Here is a 25948-nt window from a genome sequence, read left to right on the forward strand (position 1 = left end):
TTCGTGTTGATCTGTCTGTACGTCAGACTTTTTCGAGGATCTGGTCCAGCGTCTTGCGGGCCTCGTCCTTGGTCTGGCCCAGACGCTGCTGCAGCTTGCCTTCAAGCTGTTCGCGGTCGCCGCGTGCCTCTTCAAGTTCGTCGTCCGAAAGCACGCCATAGGCTTCGCGCAGCCGGCCCTTGATCTCGGTCCATTTTCCTTCCAGGCGATCCCTGTCCATCGGATATCTCCTTTGCGTTTCGCTGCCCGGATCCGTTCCGGGCCTCTGATTGTAAAACGTCCGGGATGCCGATCCGTTCCGTCTCAGGCCGCTTCTTCCAAGGCGCGGGTGATCGCGGTCTCGATTTCGTCCAGCGGATGGTTTGTCAGCACCTTGGGCAGGTCCAGCACCAGTTTCGAGGCCACTTCCTCGTGCATTTCCTCGCGCAGGGCGCTGAGCACCGGGCGGCTTGCGACGATGATGAGCCGGTCGAACTTGCCGGCATGGGCGGCCTTGTAGAGGTCTGCGCTGATGGTCTTGGCAAAACGCTCTTTTTCCAGTTGGTGCCAATCGGTGTCATCCACGGCGGAGCGATGTTCGCCGGGACCATCATTCAACCGGCCCGGGCGGTTTTCGGCCCAGTCCTGCGCCTTTGGATTCTCCTGCTCCGCGCGATCCCGCACCACCAGATGCAGATGCGCCTTGTCCCCCTTGTTGACGAGGTACAGCGCCTTTTCTCCATCGGCGATCAGCACCCAGGTGCCATGCGGCACGCCCTTGGCTCGCATCATGTCGTGATCCTCCTCTTTTCAGCGTGGTGACTATCGGGCGGTCAGTCGCCTGCCTTTGGGCCGCGACTGTCGAGCGCGCAGAGCCATCCGCTTTGCGCGCTTTCGAGACGTCAACGCGCAAACCTGCGTTGGCGTTCCCTGCTCAGACGATGTCCTCGGTCACGCCGGGCAGGTCCTGGGCCAGGTCGGCGCCTTCCTCGGCGTCGAAGGGCACAAGGAACCCGCTCCGGTTCTCGGGGCGGCGCAGACCGTTGCGCCGGATCTCTCCCTGCCACAGGGGATAGAGCGTTTCCGGCGACATGGCCTCGGGGGCAAGCGGCTCATGCCACCAGTGCGACAGCAACCGCTCACGCGCCCGTTCCACGCGCTCCGGCTGCGTGATCTCGACCGCCAGTTCGGTATCCCAGCGCATCGACCGCCCGTTCAGATTGGCAGAACCGATCAGGACAGAGGCCGCATCGCGGATCAGAACCTTGTTGTGCACATGGATCAGCGGAGACCCGGCCAGCGTCTCGCAGGTGTCGCGGGCGGCCAACACCGGGCGCACCGGCGTCGCGATGGTCAGCCGATGCCCGAAACTCTCACGCAGGGTGGCAACCGCCTGTTGGCGCAGGGCAAGCCCATAGCGGGCATCCAGGCTCTCGGAGGAATCGAAAGCCACGTCCTCGGGCAGTCCCGGCATGACGATGATGGCGTTCAGGTCGCGGTTGCGTGTCGCGCCCTCTGCCAGCGCCTCGGCGATCCGGCTGGAGCGGATGAACTGCGTCTCAATATGGATCAGGTAGCGCGCCTTGCGAAAGGCCTCCAGGTGCGCTTCCTCGATTTCGGACACAAGCGTGCGGGGCGAAAGATAGGGCAGTTGCAGACGCCGAGGCGCCGACAATGTCCGTTTCAACCCGGGGCAAGGTGGCGGGGCCGCGCGGCCTTCGGTTACTGCCTGGAAACTCTCGAGGTGCCTGCGTGCGGCCGCCGCCTCGGGGCCGCGCAACATGACCTGCACGTCAGACCAGGTATGCCGCGCCGGGCGATCGTGACCGGGCGTGTCGTAGCGCCGTTCGTTCAGGTCCAGCCCGCCGACGTAAAGCCATTCGTCGTCGATCACGGCCACTTTCTGGTGATGGGAGACCGTGTGTAGGTTCGGCATCACGCTGCGTTCCAGCCCGACCGCCTCGAACCGGCGTTCAACCGGGGTCGTCTCGCGCAGGCGTTCCCAGCGGCGGCGCAGGACCGCGGGCAGGAAAGCAAGGCGCGGCAACATGCCGGCGCGCGCGCTGTGCTGGTGCGCGCGGATGTTCAGCAGGTCCTTGCCCGCGCCCGTCGCCTCGGCCAGGGCCACGCCCTGCCGTACGGTGCGCCAGCTGAGTTCGTGCAGATCGGTTGCCATGACCGGGTCAAAATCGCTGACGGTGAGATCGATCCGCACGCCGCGCCGCAGGGCATGGGCGAGAAGGTCGAACCAGTCCTGGCCGATCTCGCGCGCCTCGGTGCTGCGCAGCCGGGTCGACAGGTCGAAGATCCGGAAACCGGCGACGACATGACGGCGCGCGGACAGAACCGCACGTTCGAACGCCGGCCAGGCCTCGTCGGCCGTGATCATCACTTCGAAGTCGCCGGCCATCCGGCCCCCCTGTCAGGCGCCGTAGGCGGCGCGCGGAAACATCACTGTCACGCGATAACGTCCGTCATCCGAAGTGGTTTCCATCTTTCCGCCCAATTGCCGCAGAAAGGCGGCAATCATCTTTTGCGCCATGCCGTCGGGGCGCGGCGCATCTGCCCCGGGGGGCAGCGGTTCGGCGGGGGAACTGTCGATGCACAGCCGGACCTCGTCACTACCGCCCGAAGACAGTTGGACACCGATCCGGTCGCGCGGGTCCGCGTTGCAGGTCTGGCGGATCGCGGTGTTCAGTGTCTCGGCCACGAACAGCGACAGGGGGATGGCCTGGTCGGGATAAAGGGCCACATGCTCCAGCGCCGTGTCGATTTCGATCTTGCCGCGCGCGCCGACCAGATCCTGCGTGTCGCGCACCACCGCCTGCACCAGATCGGCGGCGTCCACCGTGGTGCTGGTCGGCGTATTGTAGAGCGCACGGTGCAACACCGCCATGCCGCGCACCCGGCGCTGAAGCTCGGACACGACGTGCTTGGCCTCGTCGGTTTCCAGGTCACGCGACTGCATGTTCATGATCGAGGCGATCAGCTGCAGGTTGTTCTTGACCCGGTGATGCACCTCGCGCAGCAGCACTTCCTTGTCCTTGAGATCCTGTTCGCGGCGCTGTTCGCCCTCCGCGATCAACAAGGCCATGCGGTTGAAGGCGCGCTGGGCCTCCTCGAGTTCCGCCGGCGGATCGCGCAGGTCTAGTGTGGTTTCCTCGCGCTCGCCCAGGGCAAAACGGCGCATCGCGTTGCGCAACTGCGCGACATGGCGGATCACAAGCCGCTGGATGCCGAACAGAGCGACGCCGACCCCGGCCAGCCACATCAGCACCGGCAGCGAACTTGCGATCACGCTTTGCAGGCGACTGTCCGCATCGGGCACGGCAGAGAGAGGCCAGCTGCCCAGCAACATGACCTTGCCGGGCACCATCTGCGTGACGGCGAAAAAACGCGTCTCACCCGAGCCGCTGACCGCACGAAAGGTTCGGCCCGGTTCCTTGACGATCTCGGGCAGGGGCATGTCGCGGGGCAGGTATTCGGGGGCTGTGGCCCGTCCCAGCGAAGCGGCCAGGATGTCCCCCTCGGCGTCCAGGGCCGCCAGACGCAAAGCGCCGTCGTGGTCGGGATCCTCAAGCGCACCATTCAGGACCGCATGGGGGATCGACAGCGAGACATAGCCGACCATCTCGCCGCCTTCGCGTACCGGATGCGTGACCATCACGATGTTGCGCCCGGTCACGGCGCCCTCGAGATTGACCTGCACGCTTGCGCCGCCGCGCGCCATCGCGGTCTTGAAGGGTTGGCGTTCGGACAGGTCCATCCGGTCGGCGGTCGAACTGCAGGTCAGCCAGCCCGAGGCCTCGATGAACCCGGCAAAGACATAGGTGTCATTGCTTTCGACAAAGCCTTTCAGGATGTCGCTGCAATCTTCCTCGCCCAGCTTGGTGATCAGCACGGCCAGCCCCTGTGCCGCGGCCAGCGCGCTTTCGAGGGTCTCCGCCTGGGGCGAAGCTTCGGCGCGCAGCTGTGCCATCAGCGCGGTGCGGTTCTGTTGCCGCGCGCTCTCGATCACGGCCTGGGTCTGATAGACCGCGATTAGGCCTACGGGCAACATGGCAATGGTCATCAGGCAGGCGATACGCGCCGGCAGACTGCGGGACAGTCGATAGAGGCTTTTCAGACGCGTGGGCATGGAGGGCCGAATTTCGAGGCTAGGGAATGAACGGGACGCTTCCGGGCGGCACGGTGCGTGACCGGGGGCACAAGTCTCCCTTGACCGGGGCAGTATGCCCCTGTTCCCACGCGCCGCTCATGCGGATATCGCCGCTGCCTGCTCATGCAGTCACCCCATCTGAAATCACAGTCCCCTCCGGACAAATGCCGCATGTCCCGAATTGGTTCCCAAGATTTTCGGGTGGGTCAGGACTGCAGGCTGGTCAGGGGGATCTGCAGCCGGCGGCGGAACATGCCGGCCTCGATCTGGGTGGCCATTTCGCCAGCCAGTTGCCCCTCGACGGCGATCGACAGGAGCCGCGAGCCGAAGCCCGAGCGTGGTCGGGCCTCTGTGTCCCAGGAAAGGCCGGTTTCTTCCCAGATGATGACGACGTCATCGCTGTCGGTGCGGTTCCATTTCACCGCCAGCTGTCCGCCATCGGTGGACAGCCCGCCGTACTTGGCGGCATTGGTCGCCAGCTCGTGCAGCGCCAGCGTCAGATAGACCGCGGCCTTGGGGCCGACAGGAACGTGTTCGCCTTGGATCGTGATCCGCGTCTCATGTTCCGAGCCATGCGGCGCCAGCAGCTTGTGCGTCAGCGCGTCCAGCGTCGTGGTCGCGCCTTCGCTTCGGCGGACATTGACGACGGGCACGATCATCTCATGCGCATCGCTCAGCGCCTTGAGCCGGGCACCCACGCTTTCGGCCAGTTCGTCGGCGGTCTCATGCGCGTTGCGCTCCATGCGCAGAATGCTGTTGATGACGGTAAAGAGGTTCTTCACCCGGTGCGTCATCTCCTGCATGACGATATCGCGTTCCTCGAGCGTCTCGCGCAGGCGCAGGTCGGATTCGATCATGTCCGCGATGTCCCGCATCTTGGCGATGTCATCGGACGTCCAGTCGCGGGGCTTGTCGTCGATGACGCAGAAAGAGCCCAGCACATGCCCGTCCGGCGATCGGATCGGCACGCCCAGGTAGGCCCGGACGTTCAGGTCCTGAACGGCGCTGTTGTCGCAGACCAGGCTGTCGGCTTCGGCGTCCGGCACGACCAGCGGCTCTTCGGACGACACGACATACTGGCAAAATGAATGGCTGAGCGGCGTGCCGCGCTGTTCTGCGGCCTCTCCGGTGATCCCGGTCTGGGCGGAAAAGAACTGCCGCTCGTCGTCCACGAAAGACACGAGGCTGACGGGAACATCCATCAGGCGTGCGGCGATGCGCGCGGCTCTCTGGTGTGCTCCGGGGGCGGGGCTGTCCATCAGCCCTGTCCGTTCCAGCGCCTGCAGGCGCTCCGGATCCCGAAGCCGGTCTTGGTGGGTCACTTCCTGAACCTCTGTCCTGAACTCGGGGGTATCTTTCATCGGACAGGTCCAATCAGCAATGCATCACTTGGGGTAAGTAGTCCTGCAAAGGCAAAGGAAAGCCCCTTTCAGGCGGTTTTTTGCCCTTTGGCCCGGGCGGTTGGCACGTCTTCGGCCCGGGGGCGGGAACCTTTGCGCGGCAAGGCACGTTCTTTTGCCAGAGCGCCACGGACGGCGCATAGGGAAAAACACAAGGAGACTTACCATGCTTGGCTGGGCCCTGACGTTCCTCATCATCGCACTCATCGCGGCCGCACTCGGCTTTGGCGGCATCGCCGGCGCATCCGCCGGGATCGCGCAGATCCTCTTCTTCGTCTTCCTCATTCTCTTTGTCGTGTCGCTGGTGGCGCGCGTGGTCCGAGGATGATCCGGGCCTCGGCCCGGAGGTTTCCGGGCCGCGCACATTGCAAAGGCACTGACAGAGGACGGACGACATGAGCAAGAACACACAAGACCACCATCGCAACGGCGCCGCCGAAGCTGCAGAGGCCGGAGCCGCCTATGCCCGCGCCGCAGGTGAGCGGCTGGACGAGGCACAGGCATCGATCGACCGGGCCATCGAAGAGGGCCGGGACGAGATCGAGCGTGCCGCCCGCCAGTCCACCCAGATGGTGCGGGACAACCCAGTCCTTGCGGTCGCCGGTGCTGTCGGCGTCGGGCTCCTGCTGGGTTTGGCCATGCGCAAGAAGGGCTAACTTGCCAGTAACTTGGCCGTTGAAAAGGGCGTCGCAAATGCGGCGCCCTTTTCCTGTCGGCGGGGAGTCGGACGACCGAAATGCGGAACCTTTCGCGCCCCCGTCCGTTCTTCTTGCAACGGACGCAAATCAGGGGGCACCTTCCGATGACCCGCAAGACGCAAGACCGCAAACCTTCTCGTTCCACCGAAAAAAAGGACGCCGTGCGCGACGCAGGCGCCTTGGCGTTGCGCGCCGGAGCGGGCGGCCCTGCGGGCCTGATCTCGCAGGCGCTGGGGGTGGCGCGCCGGCACCCGACGCTGGCCCTGGCGGCCACCGCGCTGGCGGGTTACGCCGCAGGGCGCCGGGCGCAGCGGCGTGGAACACTGGTGCCGCCCCGCGACACCAAGGTGCGCGACGCCTGGGCGCCGCAAAACAGCGGCGCGCGGGGTCCTCATCCGCCTGCCCAGGATCACCGCAACCTGCTGACGCGGATGCAGCTGGAGGACCGCAATGAGCGGTCCTGACCTGCGCGATGCGCCGCGCATCCTGACCGAAGTGCTGCGCCAGGCGACCTCCTTGCTGCAAAGCGAGATGCGCCTTGCACGGGCCGAGATCGGTGAAAACCTGTCGCGGGCCGGGACGGGGCTGGTGTTTTACGCCCTCGCGTTGGTGCTGACCATCGCGGGGCTGAACGCGCTCGCCACGGCTGGCATCGCCTGGCTGGAAACGCATGGCCTGACCTTGGTCGAGGCGGCAGGCGGGATGGGGGGCGGACTGCTGGTGCTTGCGCTGATCTGCGTGCTGATCGCCCGCAAACGCATCAATGCCCGCGTCCTGACGCCCCGGCGCAGTCTCAACAACGTCAAACGCGATCTGGAAACCTTGCAGGAGGTCCGCCGTGGCTGAGATCGAGAAACTCGAAATGCGGGCGGCGGAAGACCGTGCCCGGTTGAAAATCGCGCTTGAGGCGCTGGGCGGCAGCACCAGCAAAAGCGCCATTGCCGCGCCCCTGACCGGGGCCGCGATGGGACAGGCCGGACGGTTGGGCCGCGGCGCCGTCGGCGCGGCAGGCCGCAACCCGACAGCGGCGGCGCTGATAGGGCTTGGCATGGGTTTGTTCGCGACGGGCGCGGGGGCGCGGACCCCGGGCGCGGTCAAGGACGATGCCCCCAAGAGCCGCGCACCGATGTTGACGGCCGGGGCGCTGATCCTTGGTGCGGGCGCCCTGGCCGGCGCGCTGCTGCCCAACCTGGGCCGTGACAGTCACGGCGACGACTGACCAGCGAGACCTGAACCATGCTCACCACCGTTCTCAGCGAGCGCGCGCAACGCGTGATGTTGCTGATCCTTACCGTGATCGCGCTGACCGGCGCCCTGCAACTGGGTCAGCAACTGCTGGCGCCCATTGTCTTTGCGGTGGTGCTGGGCATCGTCGTCTCGCCCCTCGCGGAACGCCTGACCGACGTGGGCATCCCGCGGGTCGCGGTTGCGATCCTGTTGCTTCTAGTCACGACCAGCCTGATCGCGCTTCTGATCCTGATGATCGAGCCGCTGCTCAACATGTTCATCGAACAATTGCCCCGGCTCAAGGCGGCGGCGACACGTTGGATCGCCTCGGTTTCTGACGTGCTGCGCGGGATCGAGACCATCAGCGAAGAGATCGAAGGCGCCAAGCCGGCCGCCGAGGCAAGCGAAAGCGCCTTGCCAACCGTGCGCGACGCTTTGTGGATGGCGCCCAACTTTGGCGCGCAGTTCTTTGTCTTTGTCGGTACGCTGTTCTTTTTCGTGCTGACCCGCAACGAACTCTATTCCGCTGTCGGCACGCTGGAACCGAAGCTGCGCAAGGCCGATCGCGCCGTGGCCCGCTATTTCGCTGCCGTGACGCTGGTCAACGCGGGGCTGGGCACCGTGACCGCGCTGATCATGCTGGCCATCGGGGTGGATTATCCCATGCTCTGGGGCCTGGCGGCCGCGATCCTGAACTACATGCTGTACCTGGGGCCGCTGCTGATCATCTTCGGGCTGGCCATCGCCGGGTTGCTGCAATTCACCGGCGCCATGTCCCTGCTGCCGCCCGCCCTGTTCATGCTGGCCAACTTCACCGAGGCGAATTTCGTCACCCCCTGGGTGGTCGGTCAACGGCTGGCGATGAACCCGCTGGGTGTCTTCGTGGCCATTGTCTTTGGCCTCTGGCTCTGGGGGCCGGTCGGGGCCATCGTGGCGCTGCCCGTGATGCTGTGGTTCGGCGTGTTGATGAGCCCGGAGATGCTCAACAGGACCTCGGGCGCCGAGCAGCTGCAACCGGCTGAATAGGGCGGTCAGGCGTCCAGCGCGGCCAGCCTGTCGGTCAGTCGCTGGCGCTCCCGCGCGGTCATCAGCCCCGCCTCGCCATGCGCGCGCAGGTCCTCCAGCAGATCCGAGATGGCCTCGCGCCCGGCCTCCGGCATCGCCCCGCGCAGCCGCACCAGTGCCTCGGCCACGGCGGTCAGCACGTCGCCAAACCCCGCCGCGTCCCGCGTGATGTCGCGAAAACCTGCCTCGACCAGGTCACCGGCGCCCAGTTCGCTCAGGAATACCCTGTCGTATAGGGGGCCCTCGGTGTCGGAGGTGTTCAAGGCCCAGTCCCACAACAGCCGTTCCAGCCGCGCGATCACGTCGATGGCGGTCTTGGGGTCGTTGATCCCGGGAGACAGCGCCTTGGAGGCGGATTCTCTCAGTGCCTGCAGCGCATAGGCCGGGTCCTGTTCATAGGTCCGATCGGTGGCCAGCAGGAAACAGGCCGCGAATTTTTCGGCCTCGTCACAGCCGCGCAACAGGCCCAGCCGCTGGCTGCGCAGGACGATGTCGCCGGGCAGGTGGTCAAGGTAGACCTCCGCCTCGTGCGCTTCCGCCAGCTTCTGCAACTCGTCCATGTCGATGCGCCGCAGAAAGCCAGAGCGAGGCGCCTCGATGTCCACACCGTCCGAGGGCCTCTCCTCCAGCTTGCAGCCCCCCAGGCGGGGCAGGCGCCGTTGCTGGTAGAGGATCTCGCGCGCGGTCTGTTCGGCGCGCAGCAAGGCGTATTCCAGGCTGCCGATCCGCGACAGTTGCCCGATCCAGCGCACCAGCGATACCACGATCGCTGCCACCACGAAAACCGTGACGGCAAAGACGATCACCGAGGCGCTGTCGGAATAGTAACCTGCCCGGTAAAGGATGATCGAGGACAGCGCAAAGACGAAGGCGCCGATGAAGGTCGCCAGCATCGTCTGGGTCGAGGTGTCTTCCATCAACAGGCGGTGAATGCGCGGCGTGGTCTGCTGAGCCAGCGTGCGGTGGGTCGAGACCATGACCCCCAGCGAAAAGGTTGCGACCGCCAGCATCCCGTTGGCCAGGATGGTCAGGATGGGCATGGTCGCGTCTTCGGAAAAGCGGTCGCGCGGGCCGTCCGGGATCAACGGTCCCAGCAGCTCTGCGGACAGCGCGGCCAGGACCGACAGCGCGGACAGCAGCGCGACCCGAACCCAGAGAATGCGGCTGATCCGACGCAGGGTCAGCATCGTCTGGACCAGTTTCATTGTGTGTTTGCCTGCCATGCGGGTCAGCAGGCCACCATTCGGGGGGCATGGTCAAGCGCCAGCCAGCCGCGCAGCGCACGGGAAAAGGTGCAGGGATGCTCGATGAAGGGCAGATGTCCGCCGGGGACAAGCTGTGCCTGGGCCTGTGGCAGGTGGCGCAACAGCTTCAGCTGGTGAAGCGGCGGGACGACCGTGTCCTGACGTCCGATGACGGCAAGGCAGGGCTGGGCGATCTCGGCCATGTTCGCGGTGGCATCCTGCTCCAGCACCCATTTGCCGAATTGGCGGATCGCTTCGGGGTTGCGGTGCTGCAGGGCCAGGCGCATTTCGTCCGGTACCCTTGCGGCCGCCTCGCGCGGCAGGACCGTGGTCAGCGCGCGCTCGAAACTGCCGCGCGTGGCAAGGCCCAGGCGCCACATCATCGGTAGCGACCAGCGTCCGGCCAGGTCATGCGACAGGATCGCCGCGCCGATGTCGCGCGGCAGGTCGCGGTGTCCCGTGACAGGCGCCCCCACCAGCACGAGCGAGCGGACAAGGTCCGGCGCCCGGCGTGCCAGCAGCAGGCTGACCAGCCCGCCGCTGGAATGGCCGACAAGATGCACGGCCCGCCCGCCGGAAAACGCCGCGATTCTCTCCAGGATGGGGTCCAGCCACTTGCCTGAGGCCAGGTCCCGCGTCACCGTTTCTGCATCCTCCTGCGGCCCATGGCCCGGCAGATCCAGGAACAACCGGTTGCCCAACCCCATGTCGCGGCATAGCGGCAACCAAGCCTCGCATGTCATGAAGAGACCGGGAAGAAAGACCAGAGGGGCGCCGCCGCGCATGGGCGCGTTGCGGGACGGCGGCTGACAATCGGGCAGGGAAATCGCGTTCATCGGGAACCTTCGGTCATCTGTCGGAGACATGCCTCCGGCTTTGAGACAACGCTGCACGCCCTTGCGCGGTTCCCGGGGCGGGCGTCCCGGGCAAATATACGGGCCCCACGGAACTTTCGGCGCAGTGAATGCGTTGAGTTTGCGAAGACGGCGGAAGGAGGTCCACGTCCTGGGGCGAACAAGCCTGCAGCGACAAGAACCCTCCGCCGGGGTGTCGCAATCAGCGGCGCCGTTGAGGCGGACAAACCGCCGAATGGAGGATGGAACGCGATGAACACGATCACGGCATCAGCACGCCAAAGGGGCCTGTCGCGTGGTTCTTCCCCCTTTTGTGGGCGGCGGCGTCTTCCCATGTCCATGCAGATGCGGCGCTAAAGCGAACACCACCCCGATCCGCAGATTTCGACCACCGACCAGGCCGAGGTGGCCTGGCCGGCAGGGCATGTCTTGCCCGAACCCCGACGAACCAAAGAACAGGAGGCTGCCAAATGCTCCGTATTCTTGCCTTTTCCCTCGCCGCCACGTTGATGGCCGGCACCGCCGAGGCGCAGGTCCGCGATGCGCTCGCCTCCGATCTGCGGAATTTCGTCGAGGCGTTCGAGCTGTCACAGGTGCCCGCAACCGAGCAGACCCGGCTACAGGTGATCGTCGACCATCCCGAGGCCTCGCATGTGGCCAAGGTCATGGCCATCCACGAGATCCTTCAGGACAATGGCGCCTTGCGTCACGTCGACATGCATGGCGACGCGCCGACGCTGCATTCGTCTCTGCGCGACTGACGGGGGCGGACACGCCACTGAAAAACCGAAAAAAGCCGCGCACCCACCCGGGCGCGCGGCTTTTTCGGTGTCATGCGATGATCCAAAAAAACGCCCCCGCCGAAATCGGGCGGGGGCGATGATTGCGGGCGTTGGGGGATGAGGGATCTGCGCCCGCAGATGACGTGCCTGTCACAAGGGAAATGCACGGCGCGGCAAATGGTTCCCGCAGGGTGCATCTTTTCTAGCCGGGCAAGGGCCTTGCCCCGGCCCCGGATGCTGCGCCAAGCTGGGGCAGGGACAACCGGACAAGCCGGGCCGCAACCGTTGGAGGAGCAGAGATTGGGACATGTACTTGCGATCTACCAGGGCACAATGTCCGGCCGTGCGATCCCGTTCGATTGCGATCTGCATGTCGCCGCCCCGGCGCAGGAGGTCTGACCCATGATCCCGGAAACGCATCTTCGCGACGTGACCGACCGCCTGTCGGGGATCACGCCAAAGGGGCGCCGCCTGATGATTGCCGTGGCCGGTCCGCCGGGGTCGGGCAAGTCCACCCTTGCCGAAGCGCTGGTCGATCGGATCGGCCCCGAGGCGGTACTGATGCCGATGGACGGGTTTCACCTTGATGACCGCCTGCTGGAACCACGCGGGCTGTTGCCGCGCAAGGGCGCGCCCGAGACCTTTGATTTCCACGGGTTGAAGGCCGCGCTGGCACGTGCCGCGTCCGACCCTTCGGTCATCCTGCCCGTCTTCGACCGCGCGCGAGAGATCGCCATTGCCGGAGCGCAGGAAATCGGGCCGGAGACGCGCATCGTGGTGGCCGAGGGCAACTATCTCTGTTTCGCAGAGCCGCCCTGGTCCGACCTGATGCCAATTTGGGACCTGTCGGTGTTCCTGGAGGTGCCCGAGGCAGAGCTGGAGCGTCGCCTTGTGGCGCGATGGCTGGGCTTCGGGTTCGATGAGGAAACCGCGCAGCGCAAGGCGCTTGTCAATGACATCCCCAATGCCCGCCGTGTCATGGCTGAACGTGAGACCGTGGACATTGTATTGCGCCAGACGGACTCTGCCTGAAGTTTGGACGTTTCGATCATTTTTCGGTCATTTGCTCATATATTGGGCGCGCTGCGTGAGCAGCGCAGGCCGACTGTGGTCAGCGACCTCCGGCACGGCCATAGTTCGGGCATGGGTGGGATGAACGGTTGACCGTGTGAGCAAACTCGTTGTCTTCAGCGATCTGGACGGAACGCTTCTGGATCATGCGAATTACTCTTTCGCCCCGGCGCAGCCCGCGTTGGACGCACTGGTTGCGCGGGGCATTCCGCTGATCCTTGCCACCTCCAAGACGGCCGCCGAGGTCGCCGTGTTGCACGAGGCCCTGTCGCTGGGCGACTGGCCCGCCATCGTCGAGAACGGGGCCGGGATCTATCGACCCGGCAGCACGACAGGGGATGCCGCGCCCTATGCCGCCCTGCGGGCCGCTCTGGACAGCTTGCCGCCGGATCTGCGCGCTCCGTTCAGGGGTTTTGGCGACATGAGCGACGCCGAAGTGGCAGAAATCACTGGCCTTGCCCCTGAGGCCGCTGCGCTGGCGCGCCAACGGCAACACTCGGAACCCGGGCTATGGCGGGGGAGCGACGCCACGCAAGCCCGTTTTCTCGCGGCCCTCGCGGACAGGGGCATCGCGTGCCGGTCCGGTGGGCGATTTCTGACGCTGTCGCATGGGCGCACCAAGGCTGACGGGCTGCGCGAAATCGCCGCCGAGCTTGGGGCCGAACGGACGCTGGCGCTGGGGGACGCGCCCAATGACACCGACATGCTGCAGGCGGCTGATCTTGGCGTCATCGTGCGCAACGATCACGGCCCCGGCATCCCGCGCCTTCCGGGCGAGGGCCAAGGCACCATCCGGCGTACCGCAGATCCCGGCCCCATAGGCTGGAACACGGCGGTTCTGGCCATACTGAACGACATAAAGGACTGATCTCATGTCTGATTTCCATCAGAACGGCAATGTCGCGCAGTTTCACAACTTGCGCAGCCGCCCCCTGGAAGAGCTGATCTACGAGATCGAGACCTACGCCCAGACCCGAAAGATCACGCTTGTCCTGCCGTGCCTCTACTCCGAGCTCGAAGGACCCGCGATGGGCAAGATCCTCGATGAGTTGAGCAAGGTCACCTACCTGCACCGGATCATCATCGGGCTGGACCGCGCCACCGAACAACAATTCCGTCGCGCCCGAGATTTCTTTTCCCGCCTGCCGCAGGATCATGTTGTCCTTTGGAACGACAGTCCCCGCATGTCCGAGCTGGACGCCAAGCTGGCCGAGATGGGGCTGGCGCCGCAGGAACAGGGCAAGGGCAAGAACATGTGGACCTGCATGGGCTACCTGATCTCCTGCGCCGATACCTCTGTCATGGCACTGCACGACTGCGATATCGTCACCTACAAGCGCGACCTGCTGGACCGGCTGGTCTACCCCGTCGTGAACCCGAATTTCCGCTACCAGCTGTCCAAGGGCTATTACCCGCGCATCGGCGACGGCAAGCTGAACGGGCGGGTCACGCGCCTGCTGGTATCGCCGCTGTTGATCGCGCTGAAACGCACGATCGGCGACCGCGATTACATCGACTACCTGCGCGCCTTCCGCTATCCGCTGTCGGGCGAATTTGCCCTGCGCACCTCGCTCTTGCCCGACCTGCGCATTCCCTCGGACTGGGGGCTGGAAATCGGCGTGTTGTCAGAGGTCTGGCGCAACCTGGGCCGGCATTCCGTCTGCCAGGTGGAAATCGCGGATGCCTATGACCACAAGCACCAGCAGGTCAGCGAAGAGGACGCGGCCACGGGTCTCAACCGCATGTCGATGGACATCTGCAAGGCGGTCTTCCGCAAGCTGGCGGCGGACGGCACCGTCTTTACGCCCAATGTCTTCCGCGCGCTAAAAGCCACCTATTACCGCGTGGCGCTGGACCTGATCGAGTTCTACGACAACGATGCCAAGATGAACGGGCTGACCATCGACCGCCACCGCGAGGAACTGACGGTCGAGCTGTTTGCCAACAACATCGTGGAGGCAGGCAAGGTGTTCCTCGAAAAACCGAACGAGACACCCTTTGTCCCGAACTGGAGCCGCGTGAACGCCGCCGACCCGGGCATCGTGGGGGAATTGCGTGCGGCCGTCGCGGCGGACAACGAGGAATTTGCGCCGATGACCTTTTGAGCGGTCAGCGGTAGGTGCGTTCCTCCATCGGGGTGGCCTCGATCGCCTCCAGCAGGGCGGCCAGCAGCAGGTCCTCGGCCCGGTTCTTGACCGCCTTCGGGTTCCAGACGACATGAACGTCGATGGCGGGCAGGTCGGTATAGGGGGGCAATTGCCATAGCAATCCGTCCCGCACGTCCCGCGCCGCGACATGGACGGGCAGGGGGCCGATGCCCAGCCCGGCGATGATCATGCGCCGGACCTCTTCGAGGTTGGTCGAGACGCCGGTGATCCGCTGGCCCAGGTCGGCCTGGGCCCGCATCAGCGTGACGGGCCGCAGCACGTCCTGCAGCCGGTCGGTTTCGAAACTGACAGACCCAAGCCCGGCAAGATCGCCGATGGACAGGTCGTCACGGCCGAAAAGCGCATGTTCCGGCCCGCAGAACAGGCCGAAATACTCGCGGTAGAGGCGCCGGTATTCCAGCTTGGGGCTGTGATCCCGCACCAGGCAGATGGCGAAGGACGCGCGCTTGGCCAGCACCTCGGCGATAGCCTCGGCGCTGGACCGGACCTCGATCGACAGGCTGGCGCGGGGGTGGGATCGGTGGAACGCGGCCAGCGTCTGATCAAAAACCGGGCAGACGACATGGCTGGCCACCTCGATCTTGACATGTCCCTGCACCTCGTCGGTCAGCTCGCGCACCAGCGTCGACAGGCGCAGGACAGAGCCGTTGATTTCCACCGCCTCGCGATACAGCAGGCGGCCCGCATCGGTCAGCTGGAAATGCCCCGGGGACCGGTTCACCAGCTTGCGCCCGATCCGGTCCTCAAGCCTTTGAAGTGCCGCGGAAACTGACGGTTGCTTGAGCCGCAGTCGCTGTGCCGCTTCGGTGATGGAATGGCTGTCCGCCAGCACCACGAACGCGCGCAAGAGGTTCCAGTCCAATTCGCGGGCGATACGCTCTGGTTCATAGCGTGGGTCTCTTGCGGGATCACCGGGGGTCATAGGCATTATCTATAGTCATCATTCCGCTTATCTATTTGATCTATGATTGTCCGCTTCGCATGGTTTCCGCAAGTCTCCAGACACGAGGAAACGCATGTCCGTCGAAGCCCGTGAGGCGCGCCAACCCTGGATCCTGCTGGCCCCGGCCATCAGCGCGGTCACGCTGCTGCTGCTGGTGCCGCTGATCTTCATCGTGGTCTACAGCTTCTGGCTGCGCACGGCCACCGGCGCCGACCAGGTCGGCTTCTACCTCGACAACTGGCAGGAGGCGCTGACCGACAGGTTCTACCGCGACATCCTGTTCAGTACCCTGCGCATCGCCGCCATCACCACCATCGTCTGTGCGCTGATGGGCTATCCGGCGGCCTATTTCATCGCCCGCTCACGCGGCAACAAGGTCATCCTGTTGCTGCTGCTGATGCTGCCCTTCTGGATCAGCTACATTATCCGCACGATGAGCTGGATCAATATCCTGGGCGTCTCGGGCGCGCTGAACACACTGCTGATGAGCGTCGGCATCATCGGCGAGCCGCTGAACATGCTCTACAACGAGACAACCGTGATCCTCGGGCTGGTGCATTTCTTGCTGCCTTTCATGGTGCTGAACGTCTTTGTCAGCCTCGACGGCATCGACACCAACCTTGAGGATGCCGCCAATTCGCTTGGCGCGACCAAGTGGCAGTCCTTCATCCAGGTCACGCTGCCGCTGTCGCTGCCCGGTCTCGCGGCGGGCGGGTTGCTGTGCTTCGTGCTGGGGGCGGGCACCTACATCACGCCGCTGGTGCTGGGCGGGCCGCGTGACGCCATGTTCGCCAACCTCGTCTTTGAGGCGATCATCACGCAACTCAACTGGCCGCTGGGCTCGGCGCTCAGCCTGATGCTGCTGGTCGTGCTGGGCGCGCTGGTCATGATCTACAACCGCTATCTGGGCATGGCACAACTGATGAAGGGGCTGGGCTGATGCGCTGGGGATGGCAATTGATCCGCCTGTGGAGCCTGCTTGTCTACGGCTTCATGTTCCTGCCGGTGGCCGTGGTCGTGCTGCTGAGCTTCAACGCCAGCCAGTTCGGCAGCTTCCCGATGACCGGCTTTTCCTTTCGCTGGTTCGTGGAACTGTGGAACAACGACGCCATCATGCGCGCCTTTCGCACCTCGATCGTGCTGGGCCTGCTGACGGCGGTGATCTCGACGACGCTGGGCGTTTTGGCCAGTCTCGCGCTGGTGCGCTACAAGGTGCCGGGCGCCAACGCGATCTCGACCCTGTTGATCGCGCCGATCCTCGTGCCCGAGGTGGTGCTGGCGGTGGCGTTGCTGCTGTTCCTTAACTTCCTCGGTTTGCACAAGAGTTTCACGCTGCTGCTCTTCGGCCATGTGATCTTTACGCTGCCCTTCGTGATTCTTGTGGTGCAGGCCCGGCTGGTCTCGATCCGGCGCGACGTCGAAGAGGCGGCGATGAGCCTTGGCGCCAGCCCGGTCCAGACCTTTTTCCAGATCACCCTGCCGCTGATGCTGCCGGCGGTGCTTGCCGGGGCGCTCTTTGCCTTCACGATCAGCTTTGACGACATCACCGGCACGCTGTTCTGGAAACCCGGCGGGGTGGAAACCGTGCCGACCCAGATCTTTGCCATGCTGCGCAATTCCATCAGCCCGGAAATCAATGCCCTTGGCACAGTCATGATTGTCATGACGGTCGGCCTGCCCCTGATCGGGGCGGCGATCGCACGGCAACTCGCCCGCAAGAGCGGCACCTAGAACCGCCTGCATATTCCCATACCCGACAAGGAGATGAAGATGACACGCAAGATCGACGACACCACACGCTACGAGCGCCTGCGCGAGCGTTACATGAACGGCGACTTGGATCGCCGCAGCTTTCTGGGCCTGCTCGGCGCGGCGGGCGCGGCCTATGGCCTGGTGACCCCCTATCGCGCATTTGCGCAAAGCGTCAGTCAGGTCCGGTTCGATGGCTGGGGTGGCGTGGTCTCCGAGGCGCTGCGCGCCAATGCCTTCGATCCCTTCACCGCCAAGACCGGCATCGAGGTTGTCGATGGGACCTTCGGCGGCGGCGACGAATACATCAGCCGGGTCAAGGCCAGCCAGCCGGGCGAATACAACATCGCCCACCTGTCCGGTGTTTTCGACTACGCGCGCTATCACGGGCTGGGCCTGACCACTAAGCTGAACGAAGAGCGCATCCCCAACCTGCAATACGTCATCCCCAAGCTGGTGGACGTGTTCCGCAACATCACCGACGGCTCGCTCAGTTGCGTGCCCTATGACTACGGCACCACCGGGTTGGCCTATAACCGCAAGTACATCTCGGACGAGGAGATGCAGGAAAAGGGCGCCAAGATCCTGATCGACGAGGCCCACAAGGGCAAGATCGGCGGCTGGTCCGACTGGCGCACGCGGATGTGGTATGCCTCGCTGCAGACCGGGCAGGATCCGAACGGTGTCACCGACGAAGAGGCCTGCTGGGATGCCGTGCGCGCCCACCGCGACCTGGCGCTGAAATACTGGGGCTCGGGCGCCGAGCTGATGAGCCTTCTGGCCGAGGAGGAAATCCACGTCACCGAGGGCTGGTCCGGGCGCATCTACGCGCTGCAGGAACAGGGCCATGACATCGGCTACATGGACCCGCCCAACGGTTTTGGCTGGCAGGAATGCATGTTCGTCATCAAGGGGTCGCCGCTGGAGGCCTGCGAGGAGCTGCTGAACTTCATGCTGGACCCGGCGACCTCGATCGCCGTGGCCGAGGGGCAGAGCTATCCGCCCGCGCTGGACCCACAGAAGGTCGACCTGGGCGAGAAGATCCCGACTTTGCCGGCCTTCGATCCCACGGGCACGCTGTCGGGCCTGACCTTCGCCGACCCGGATTACTGGAACGGTCACGAGGCCGCCTGGTCGAAAACCTTCGGTCGCGTCCAGAAGGGCTACTGACCCCAATCCACCCTGCCTGTCCCGGTCGTCGTGCCGGGGCGGGCGCCCCTCTCTCGCAGGACCTTGCCCATGAGTACCGTCACCCTGGACAATATCGTCAAGCGGTTCGGCACGTTCACCGCCGTGCATCCGACCAACCTGGAAATCCCCGAGGGCACCTTCCTGACGCTGCTCGGCCCGTCCGGTTGTGGCAAGACGACCAACCTGCGGATGATCGCCGGGCTGCTGGACCCGACCGAGGGCGAGATCCGCATCGGCGGCAAGAGCGTGAACAACGTGCCGATCCACAAGCGCAACCTGGGCATCGTGTTCCAGAACTACGCGCTGTTTCCGCACAAGAGCGTCGCCGACAACGTGGCCTTTGGCCTGAAATACCGCAACGTGCCCAGTTCTGAGATTCCGGGCCGCGTGCAACAGGCGCTGGACCTGGTGCAATTGCCCGACGTGGGCGACCGCTATCCCAAGGCACTGTCCGGCGGGCAGCAACAGCGCATCGCGCTGGCCCGCGCCATCGTGATCGAACCGGACGTGCTGCTGCTGGACGAACCGCTCTCGGCGCTGGATGCCAACCTGCGCGAGGACATGCGGGTCGAGTTGAAGCGCATCCAGGACCAGATCGGCGTCACCACCGTCTTTGTCACCCACGACCAGTCCGAGGCGCTGGCCATGTCCGACCAAATCGTCGTCATGAGCGCGGGCCGCGTCGAACAGGTCGGCACCCCGGAAGAGGTCTATAACCGCCCGGCCAGCGAGTTCGTCGCCAATTTCCTGGGCGCCTCCAACATCATCGAGGGAACGTGCAGCGGCAAGGATGCCGAGACGGTGGCGCTGGACGTGCCCGTCTTTGGCAAGGTGCCTGTACCCGCCGACAAGGCACCGAAGGTCAGCGAAGGCGCCGCCAAGCTGGTGCTGCGGGCCGAGAAACTGCAATTGATGCCGCAAGGGGCCGACACAACCGGCATGGTCACCTCCGAGGCGGTTGTGGAAACCGTCGACTACCAGGGCCAGACCGTGCGCTATTTTATCCGCGCCGGTGACCGCCAGTTCCAGGCGATCAACATGATCGACGGCCACCCCTTTGCCGAGGGCACCACGGTGACGGCGGGGTTCCGTCCCGTGGATTGCGCCGCATTGCCGGGGTGACGGGATGAGCAAGCTTTTCTACCAGGGCCGCGGACGCAAGCCGGTGCTGGACCAGGCACGCGGCGTCTACATGTGGGACAAGAACGGGCGCCGCTATCTTGATGGATCGTCCGGCGCGATGGTTTGCAACATCGGTCATTCCAACGAGCATGTCTTGGCCGCGATGCAGCGCCAGATGGAGAAATCGACCTTCGGCTATCGTCTGCATTTCGAAACCGAGGCCTCGGAGAACATGGCCGAGAAACTGGCCGAGAAAATGCCCGAGGGGCTGGACCGCGTGTTCTTTGTCTCCGGCGGGTCCGAGGCGGTGGAAAGCGCCATGAAACTGGCGCGGCAATACGCGCTGGCCGTGGGGCAGGGGGAGCGATGGAAGATCATTTCACGCACGCCCTCTTATCACGGTTGCACTTTGGGGGCGCTGGCGACCACCGGCTACACGACGCTGACCGCGCCGTTTGAACCCATGATGCGGGTCATGCCCAAGGTGCCCGCGCCGCGCGCCTATCTCGACGGGCTGGACCCTGACGATGCGGTGACAGGGCGGCACTATGCCGACATGCTGGCCCGGCGGATCGAGGAGGAAGGCCCGGAGAACGTGCTTGCCTTTATCGTCGAGCCGATCGGCGGCGCCTCGACCGGGGCGCTGGTCTCTCCCGCCGGCTATCTCGAAAGGGTGCGCGAGATCTGCGACCAGTACGGAATCCTGCTGATCCTCGACGAGGTCATGACCGGGGCGGGGCGCACCGGCACCTTCCTGGGCGTCGACCATTGGGGCGTGCGGCCCGACATCGTGGTCATGTCCAAGGGCATCGGCTCCGGCTATGCGCCGCTGGGTGCGATGGTGGCCGACAGGCGGCTGGTGGACCCCGTGCTGGACGCGGGCGGCTTTGCGCATGGGTTCACCTACGCGGGCAACCCGCTGGCCTGCGCGGCGGGCCTTGCCGTGCTGGAAGAGATCGACCGGCAAGACCTCTGCACCAATGCCGCCGCGATGGGGGAAAAGCTGCTGGCGCGGCTGAACGGCCTGATGCAGCGGCACGAGATCATCGGGGACGTGCGCGGCAAGGGCCTGTTGACCGCCTTCGAGTTCATGTCGGACCGGAGCACAAAGGCGCCCCTGCCGAAACAGCTAAACGCGCATCAGCGGTTCGTGGACATCGCCTATGAGCGTGGGCTGATCGTCTATTCGCGCCGCACCCGTGACGGGGTGGAGGGGGACCATATCCTTGTCTGCCCGCCATTGATCCTGAACGAGGGGCATATCGACGAGATCATCGAGGGGCTGGACGAGTCCCTTGTCCAGTTCGCGCAGGAAATCGCGCCCGTGATGCAGGCCGGATGACATGAGCAAGATCCTCATCACCTGCGCCGTGACCGGCTCGATCCACACGCCGTCGATGTCGCCGCACCTGCCGGTGACGGCGGATCAGATCACGGAACACGCGGTTGGCGCGGCAGAGGCCGGGGCCTCGATCCTGCACCTGCACGCCCGCGACCCCGAGACCGGGCAGCCTTCTGCCGACCCGGCGCATTTCATGGGTTTCCTGCCGCGGATCAAGCAGGCGACGGGCGCTGTCCTGAACATTTCCACCGGCGGCAGTGCGGTGATGACGCTGGACCAGCGGCTGGCCGCACCCAAGCTGGCCGAACCGGAGATGTGCAGCCTCAACATGGGGTCGATGAACTTTGCGCTTTATCCTGCTGCGGCGCGCATCGACAATTGGAAACACGACTGGGAACAGCCGTTCCTGGAAAACTCCGACGACCTGGTGTTCAAGAACACGCCGCGCGACATCGCGGGCATCCTTCAGACGATGGGCAAGGAGCGCGGCGCGCGGTTCGAGTTCGAGTGTTACGACCTGAGCCACCTCTACATGCTGCGTCATTTCGTGGACCGGGGCATGGTCGAACCGCCGTTCTTCATCCAGTTCGTCTTTGGCGTGCTGGGGGGCATGGGGCCGGATCCGGAGAACCTGACCCACATGAAGACCATCGCCGACAAGCTGTTCGGCAAGGACTACATGTTCTCGGTTCTGGCCGCCGGACGGCACCAGATCCCGCTGACCAGCATGGCCGCCGCGATGGGCGGGCATGTGCGCGTCGGGCTGGAAGACAGCCTGATGATCGCGCGCGGGCAACTGGCACGGACCAATGCCGAACAGGTGGTCAAGATCCGGCGCATCGTCGAGGACATAGGCCGCGAAGTCGCCACGCCAGAGGATGCCCGCCGGATGCTGGGCCTGAAGGGCGCGGACAGGACGGCGATCTGATGGCGGTGACGATCAGGTTGGCGGGGCGCTCCGACGCGCGGCGGCTCGACAGCGCACTTGCCGCCCTGGCGCGGGACCTGGGCGACACCTACAACGCCTCTCCCGAGGCGCTGGAGCGCGCGGGTTGGGGAGACATTCCCGCCTTTCGCGCCCAGATGGCCGAGGAGGGCGGGATGCTGGCCGGGCTGGCGCTGTATTCGCCGGGCCTGTCGACGGTGCGCGGCGGTGCGGGGCTTTATGTCTCGGACCTCTGGGTGTCGCCCACGCAGCGTTCCGGCGGGCTGGGGCGGCGCCTGCTGGGGGCCGCCTTTGCCGATGCGGCGCGGGCTTGGGGGGCTTGCTTCCTGCGTCTGCAGGTCTATGACCGGGCTCCTGCGGCACGCCGTTTCTATGACCGGCTGGGTTTTGTCCCGGCCAAGGGTCACACCGATCTGTTCTTGGATGAGGCCGGATGCGCGGCCCTGGAAGGAGAGCGATGAAAGCCGTCTTTGACGACCGCCAATGGCGCCATGATCCGAAGCATTTCATGGCCAACGGGGCGATCATGCCCAACCCCGAGCAACCGCGCCGGATCGAGGTGCTGAAGGCCGCCGCCGAAGAGGCCGGCTGTGCGTTTCAACCGCCGCAGGACGCGGGCCTTGGCCCCATCGCGGCGGTGCATACGCCCGAATACCTGACTTTCCTGGAAAACATCTATACCCGCTGGCGCCGGATCGAGGGCGCGGGCGAAGAGGTGATTCCCAACATCCACCCCGCCAGCCGCAGCGACGGTTATCCGAAATCCGCCGTGGGGCAGGCCGGCTATCACCAGGCCGACACCGCCTGTCCCATCGCAGAAGGCACATGGGAGGCGGCCTATTGGTCCGCGCAAAGCGCGATCACCGGGGCCGACCTGATCGCCGGTGACGAACGCGCTGTCTATGCCTTGTCGCGTCCGCCGGGGCACCATGCCTTTGCCGATCTGGCCGGGGGATTCTGTTTCCTCAACAACTCTGGCATTGCCGCCGAACGCCTGCGGGCCAAGGGGTTTCGTCCCGCGATCCTCGACGTGGACGTGCACCACGGCAACGGCACGCAGGGCATGTTCTATGACCGTGACGACGTATTGACCGTCTCGATCCACGCTGACCCGGCGCGGTTCTACCCGTTCTTCTGGGGGCATGCGCAGGAACGCGGTGCGGGCCGGGGGATGGGCTGCAACCTGAACCTGCCACTGGCGCGGGGCACGGGGGATGCGGATTTCCTCAAGACGCTGGACACGGCATTGCAGCGCGTACGCAGCTTTGGCACCGATGCGCTGGTGATTGCACTTGGTCTCGATGCCTCGATCGACGATCCCTTCCAGGGGCTGGCCGTCACGCAGGATGGCTTTGCCCGCATCGGTGCGGCCATCGCCGCCATTGGCCTGCCGGTTCTTTTCGTGCAGGAGGGCGGATACCTCTCGGACACGCTGGGTGCGAACCTGACCAAAACCCTGACCGGGTATCAGGAGGGCGCGTGACACCCTCGGACGTCATCGTGATCGGCGGCGGTATCGCCGGTGTCAGCGCGGGCGCGGAACTGGCCGCCGAGATGTCGGTGACCGTTCTCGAAGGGGAGCGCCAGATCGGCTATCACTCCACGGGCCGGTCCGCCGCGATCTTTATCCGAAACTACGGCAACGCGACCCTGCGCGCGCTGAACGCGGTGTCCGCCGGGTTGATGGAACGGCCCGAGGGTGTCTCGGACAACAGCCTGCTGTCGCCACGCGGCGAGATGATGCTGGCCACCGAGGAAGAACTGGCCACGCTGGAGGAGTATTGTGCCGAGGCGCAGGGGCTGGAACGGTTGAGCGCCGCGCAGGCCGCGGAACTGGTGCCGATCCTGCGGCCCGAGCTGATCGCCGCGGCGGTGATCGAATGGGACGCACAGGACATCGACGTCGACCGGATGCTGAACGGCTATGCACGGTTGCTGCGCCGTCGCGGTGGCCGGATCGAGACAGGCGCGCAGGTGACGGAGATCCGGCGCGACGGCGGCCAATGGGCCGTCACCGCCGGCACGCAGGAATACCGCGCGCCGCTGATCGTCAATGCCGCCGGGGCCTGGGCGGCGCAGGTGGCGACGCTTGCTGGCGTCCGGCCCATCCCGATGCATCCCTTGCGGCGTTCGGCGGCGATCCTGCCCGCGCCGGAGGAACACGACGTTACCCGCTGGCCGCTGTTCGTCTCGGCCTCGGAGCATTGGTACGCCAAGCCCGAGGCGGGCAAGCTGATGGTTAGCCCCGCCGACGAGGACCCGGTGGAACCGCATGATGCCTGGGCCGACGACATGGTGCTGGCCGAGGGGCTGCACCGCTTTGAACAGGCGGTCACGATGCCCGTCACACGCGTGGAACATACCTGGGCAGGTCTGCGCAGTTTCACGCCGGACCGCACGCCGGTTGTCGGGCGCGACCCGGATCAGCCGGGGTTCTTCTGGCTGGCGGGGCAGGGGGGGTATGGCGTGCAGACGGCGCCCGTGCTGTCCCGCGTCACCGCCCGGCTTGTGACCGACATGGCCCCACCCGTTTCCGAAACCGTGATCGGGGCGTTGTCCCCGGCGCGGTTCCAATCCTGACCCCAAGAGGCAAGACATGACAGATATCACCCGAAGCCATACCGGCCAGCGCATGAGCCAGATCGTGACGCATGGCGAAACGATCTACCTGGCGGGCCAGGTCGGCACCGCGGGCGCCAGCGTCACGCAGCAGACCCTGGACTGCCTGGAAAAGATCGACGCGCTGCTGGCGGAGGCAGGGTCGGACAAGACCCGCATCCTGCAATGCGTGATCTGGCTGGCGGACATGGGCGATTTCGCCGAGATGAACGCCGTCTGGGACGCCTGGGTGCCCGAGGGCCACGCCCCCGCCCGCGCCTGCGGCGAGGCCAAGCTGGCGACGCCGGACTACAAGGTCGAATTCATCGTCATCGCGGCGAAGGCCTAGGCCGGCACCGTCTCTGCCCCCGACAGCAAGGCCTTGCTGCGGGTGACGACATGTTCGACGAACAGCCGGACCTTCGGGTCCTGCAGTTTCTTGTGCGGGTAGAGACAACCAAAGATCATCGGCAGGGGCGGCGTGTCGGGCAGGATCTCGATCAGCCGCCCCTCTGCCAGGTGATGGGCGACGTCAAAACGGGGCTTGTTGACGATCCCGCGTCCGGCCAGTGCCCAATCGGTCAGAACATCGCCATCGTCGGCATCGAACTGGCCGCGCACCTCCAGTTTCAGGGGGCCGCCGGCGGTGTTCAGGGTCCAGAAATACTCGGGCGAACGCGGATAGCGCAGCAACAGGCAGTTGTGGTTCTGGTTCAACAGGTCCTCGGGCTGCATGGGCGTGCCTGCCGCGCGCAGGTAGTCCGGCGAGGCACAGAGGACCCGGGCGCAATCGGCGATCTTGCGCAGCTTCATGTTGCTGTCCTGTGGCGCGCCGATAAAGAATGCCACGTCCTGCCCGTCCGCCAGGATGTCGACCCGCCGGTCCGAGAGGCGCATTCGCACCTCTGTCTCCGGGTAGGTGTCGGTGAACTCGGGCACCAGCGGCGCCACGATCCGCCGGCCGACGCCCAGGGGGGCCGTTACCCGCAGCGCTCCGCGCGGAGTGTCCGAGAAACTGGCCACCCGCGCCTCGGCGCTTTCCAGCGCCTGCAACACCCTGCGCGCCTCCTCGTAAAAGACGCGGCCCACCTCTGTCGGCGTGATCGAACGGGTCGTGCGGTTGAACAGCCGCACGCCCAGCCGGCGCTCCAACTCCTTGATCCGCTTGCTGGCCACAGCCGGCGTCAGGCGCAGGTCACGCCCGCCAGAGGTGATGCTGCCCAGTTCCGTGACGCGGACAAAGACTTGCAGGCTTTCGATGTAGGACATGGTGTTACCCCCGGGTAAGACCCTTGACAGCCTTGCAGGGTTGTCGCCGATTATCAACGCAGTGTTGAAAGTATTTGCCGCTGGCAGGTGTTTTTTGACCCTAATCCCGCCTGTAACCTCCCGGCAACCCCGCAATCCAGC

29 protein-coding genes are annotated in these 25948 nt (G+C 65.4%); 20 read left to right on the forward strand and 9 right to left on the reverse strand.

Annotated elements, in window-relative coordinates; all coding sequences use genetic code 11:
* Nucleotides 1-22: 22 nt before the first annotated feature.
* From G9Q80_RS01485 to G9Q80_RS01505, 5 genes are all read right to left on the reverse strand, one after another.
* Entirely contained in the window at nt 23-220 is a 198-nt protein-coding gene (locus G9Q80_RS01485) for a CsbD family protein (RefSeq protein ID WP_043144659.1), read from the reverse strand.
* Nucleotides 221-303: 83 nt separating this feature from the next.
* Nucleotides 304-771, reverse strand: a complete 468-nt coding sequence (locus G9Q80_RS01490) for a baeRF12 domain-containing protein (protein WP_083242154.1) — start codon at nt 769-771, stop codon at nt 304-306.
* A gap of 142 nt (nt 772-913) precedes the next feature.
* Nucleotides 914-2389 (reverse strand): phospholipase D family protein, encoded by a 1476-nt coding sequence (locus tag G9Q80_RS01495; RefSeq protein ID WP_088716331.1) that lies wholly within the window; start codon nt 2387-2389, stop codon nt 914-916.
* Between the two features lie 12 nt (nt 2390-2401).
* Nucleotides 2402-4117, reverse strand: a complete 1716-nt coding sequence (locus G9Q80_RS01500) for a sensor histidine kinase (RefSeq protein WP_088716332.1) — start codon at nt 4115-4117, stop codon at nt 2402-2404.
* 227 nt (nt 4118-4344) lie between these two features.
* Nucleotides 4345-5499, reverse strand: a complete 1155-nt coding sequence (locus G9Q80_RS01505) for a sensor histidine kinase (RefSeq protein ID WP_088716333.1) — start codon at nt 5497-5499, stop codon at nt 4345-4347.
* A 205-nt stretch (nt 5500-5704) separates the two neighbouring features.
* Here G9Q80_RS01505 and G9Q80_RS01510 point away from each other — a divergent pair, with 205 nt between their 5' ends.
* From G9Q80_RS01510 to G9Q80_RS01535, 6 genes are all read left to right on the forward strand, one after another.
* On the forward strand, nt 5705-5866 hold the full coding sequence (locus tag G9Q80_RS01510) for a DUF1328 domain-containing protein (RefSeq protein WP_043144655.1): 162 nt from the start codon (nt 5705-5707) through the stop codon (nt 5864-5866).
* A 67-nt stretch (nt 5867-5933) separates the two neighbouring features.
* Entirely contained in the window at nt 5934-6194 is a 261-nt protein-coding gene (locus G9Q80_RS01515) for a DUF883 family protein (protein ID WP_043144654.1), read from the forward strand.
* 146 nt (nt 6195-6340) lie between these two features.
* Nucleotides 6341-6700, forward strand: coding sequence for a hypothetical protein (locus tag G9Q80_RS01520; RefSeq protein WP_088716334.1), 360 nt, complete (start codon nt 6341-6343; stop codon nt 6698-6700).
* Complete coding sequence (locus tag G9Q80_RS01525; RefSeq protein ID WP_088716335.1) at nt 6687-7082, forward strand: phage holin family protein; 396 nt, start codon at nt 6687-6689, stop codon at nt 7080-7082. The genes G9Q80_RS01520 and G9Q80_RS01525 overlap by 14 nt, the downstream gene beginning before the upstream one ends.
* Nucleotides 7075-7455: a hypothetical protein gene (locus tag G9Q80_RS01530; RefSeq protein ID WP_088716336.1), complete on the forward strand. Its 381-nt coding sequence runs from the start codon at nt 7075-7077 to the stop codon at nt 7453-7455. The genes G9Q80_RS01525 and G9Q80_RS01530 overlap by 8 nt, the downstream gene beginning before the upstream one ends.
* A 17-nt stretch (nt 7456-7472) precedes the next feature.
* Nucleotides 7473-8489, forward strand: a complete 1017-nt coding sequence (locus tag G9Q80_RS01535; protein ID WP_043144649.1) for an AI-2E family transporter — start codon at nt 7473-7475, stop codon at nt 8487-8489.
* 5 nt (nt 8490-8494) lie between these two features.
* On the opposite strand, the gene G9Q80_RS01540 is transcribed toward G9Q80_RS01535, so the two are convergent.
* Together G9Q80_RS01540 and G9Q80_RS01545 are read right to left on the reverse strand one after the other, a co-directional pair.
* Nucleotides 8495-9733 carry a DUF2254 domain-containing protein gene (locus tag G9Q80_RS01540; protein WP_157903871.1) on the reverse strand — a complete coding sequence of 413 codons (1239 nt, stop codon included), beginning with the start codon at nt 9731-9733 and terminating at the stop codon, nt 8495-8497.
* A 23-nt stretch (nt 9734-9756) separates the two neighbouring features.
* Nucleotides 9757-10608, reverse strand: coding sequence for an alpha/beta fold hydrolase (locus G9Q80_RS01545; protein WP_168246320.1), 852 nt, complete (start codon nt 10606-10608; stop codon nt 9757-9759).
* A gap of 488 nt (nt 10609-11096) precedes the next feature.
* Between G9Q80_RS01545 and G9Q80_RS01550 the strand changes: the two genes are divergently transcribed.
* The 4 genes from G9Q80_RS01550 to G9Q80_RS01565 all read left to right on the forward strand — a co-directional run bounded on the left by G9Q80_RS01550 (nt 11097) and on the right by G9Q80_RS01565 (nt 14584).
* Nucleotides 11097-11387 carry a hypothetical protein gene (locus G9Q80_RS01550; RefSeq protein WP_088716338.1) on the forward strand — a complete coding sequence of 97 codons (291 nt, stop codon included), beginning with the start codon at nt 11097-11099 and terminating at the stop codon, nt 11385-11387.
* A gap of 423 nt (nt 11388-11810) precedes the next feature.
* Nucleotides 11811-12440: a nucleoside/nucleotide kinase family protein gene (locus G9Q80_RS01555; RefSeq protein ID WP_088716339.1), complete on the forward strand. Its 630-nt coding sequence runs from the start codon at nt 11811-11813 to the stop codon at nt 12438-12440.
* Nucleotides 12441-12576: 136 nt separating this feature from the next.
* Nucleotides 12577-13347, forward strand: coding sequence for an HAD-IIB family hydrolase (locus G9Q80_RS01560; RefSeq protein WP_088716340.1), 771 nt, complete (start codon nt 12577-12579; stop codon nt 13345-13347).
* A gap of 4 nt (nt 13348-13351) precedes the next feature.
* On the forward strand, nt 13352-14584 hold the full coding sequence (locus G9Q80_RS01565; RefSeq protein WP_088716341.1) for a glycosyltransferase family protein: 1233 nt from the start codon (nt 13352-13354) through the stop codon (nt 14582-14584).
* A gap of 4 nt (nt 14585-14588) precedes the next feature.
* Here G9Q80_RS01565 and G9Q80_RS01570 read toward each other — a convergent pair whose 3' ends face one another.
* A complete protein-coding gene (locus G9Q80_RS01570; RefSeq protein ID WP_088716342.1) occupies nt 14589-15569 on the reverse strand; it encodes a LysR family transcriptional regulator in 981 nt (326 codons plus the stop codon).
* A gap of 94 nt (nt 15570-15663) precedes the next feature.
* Here G9Q80_RS01570 and G9Q80_RS01575 point away from each other — a divergent pair, with 94 nt between their 5' ends.
* From G9Q80_RS01575 to G9Q80_RS01620, 10 genes are all read left to right on the forward strand, one after another.
* Nucleotides 15664-16530: an ABC transporter permease gene (locus G9Q80_RS01575; protein ID WP_043144641.1), complete on the forward strand. Its 867-nt coding sequence runs from the start codon at nt 15664-15666 to the stop codon at nt 16528-16530.
* The gene (locus G9Q80_RS01580; protein WP_069208101.1) at nt 16530-17321 is read left to right on the forward strand and encodes an ABC transporter permease; all 792 of its coding nucleotides are present in this window, start codon (nt 16530-16532) and stop codon (nt 17319-17321) included. Before G9Q80_RS01575 ends, G9Q80_RS01580 begins: the two co-directional genes overlap by 1 nt.
* 39 nt (nt 17322-17360) lie before the next feature.
* Nucleotides 17361-18509, forward strand: a complete 1149-nt coding sequence (locus tag G9Q80_RS01585) for an ABC transporter substrate-binding protein (protein WP_198550021.1) — start codon at nt 17361-17363, stop codon at nt 18507-18509.
* Nucleotides 18510-18578: 69 nt separating this feature from the next.
* Nucleotides 18579-19652 (forward strand): ABC transporter ATP-binding protein, encoded by a 1074-nt coding sequence (locus G9Q80_RS01590; protein WP_088716343.1) that lies wholly within the window; start codon nt 18579-18581, stop codon nt 19650-19652.
* 4 nt (nt 19653-19656) lie between these two features.
* Nucleotides 19657-20994, forward strand: coding sequence for an aminotransferase family protein (locus G9Q80_RS01595; RefSeq protein WP_088716344.1), 1338 nt, complete (start codon nt 19657-19659; stop codon nt 20992-20994).
* Nucleotide 20995: 1 nt separating this feature from the next.
* Entirely contained in the window at nt 20996-21922 is a 927-nt protein-coding gene (gene kce / locus G9Q80_RS01600) for a 3,5-dioxohexanoate:acetyl-CoA acetone transferase (RefSeq protein WP_088716345.1), read from the forward strand.
* Nucleotides 21922-22401, forward strand: a complete 480-nt coding sequence (locus tag G9Q80_RS01605; protein ID WP_088716346.1) for a GNAT family N-acetyltransferase — start codon at nt 21922-21924, stop codon at nt 22399-22401. The genes kce and G9Q80_RS01605 overlap by 1 nt, the downstream gene beginning before the upstream one ends.
* On the forward strand, nt 22398-23423 hold the full coding sequence (locus G9Q80_RS01610) for a histone deacetylase family protein (protein ID WP_088716347.1): 1026 nt from the start codon (nt 22398-22400) through the stop codon (nt 23421-23423). The genes G9Q80_RS01605 and G9Q80_RS01610 overlap by 4 nt, the downstream gene beginning before the upstream one ends.
* The gene (locus G9Q80_RS01615; RefSeq protein ID WP_088716348.1) at nt 23420-24520 is read left to right on the forward strand and encodes an NAD(P)/FAD-dependent oxidoreductase; all 1101 of its coding nucleotides are present in this window, start codon (nt 23420-23422) and stop codon (nt 24518-24520) included. The genes G9Q80_RS01610 and G9Q80_RS01615 overlap by 4 nt, the downstream gene beginning before the upstream one ends.
* A gap of 16 nt (nt 24521-24536) precedes the next feature.
* Nucleotides 24537-24887, forward strand: coding sequence for a RidA family protein (locus G9Q80_RS01620; RefSeq protein ID WP_088716349.1), 351 nt, complete (start codon nt 24537-24539; stop codon nt 24885-24887).
* Here G9Q80_RS01620 and G9Q80_RS01625 read toward each other — a convergent pair.
* A complete protein-coding gene (locus tag G9Q80_RS01625; protein ID WP_088716350.1) occupies nt 24884-25807 on the reverse strand; it encodes a LysR family transcriptional regulator in 924 nt (307 codons plus the stop codon). The genes G9Q80_RS01620 and G9Q80_RS01625 overlap by 4 nt on opposite strands.
* Between the last annotated feature and the right edge of the window lie 141 nt (nt 25808-25948).

Origin of the sequence: Mameliella sp. LZ-28, from assembly GCF_012274245.1 — a bacterium.
Classification (GTDB): Bacteria; Pseudomonadota; Alphaproteobacteria; order Rhodobacterales; family Rhodobacteraceae; genus Antarctobacter; species Antarctobacter albus.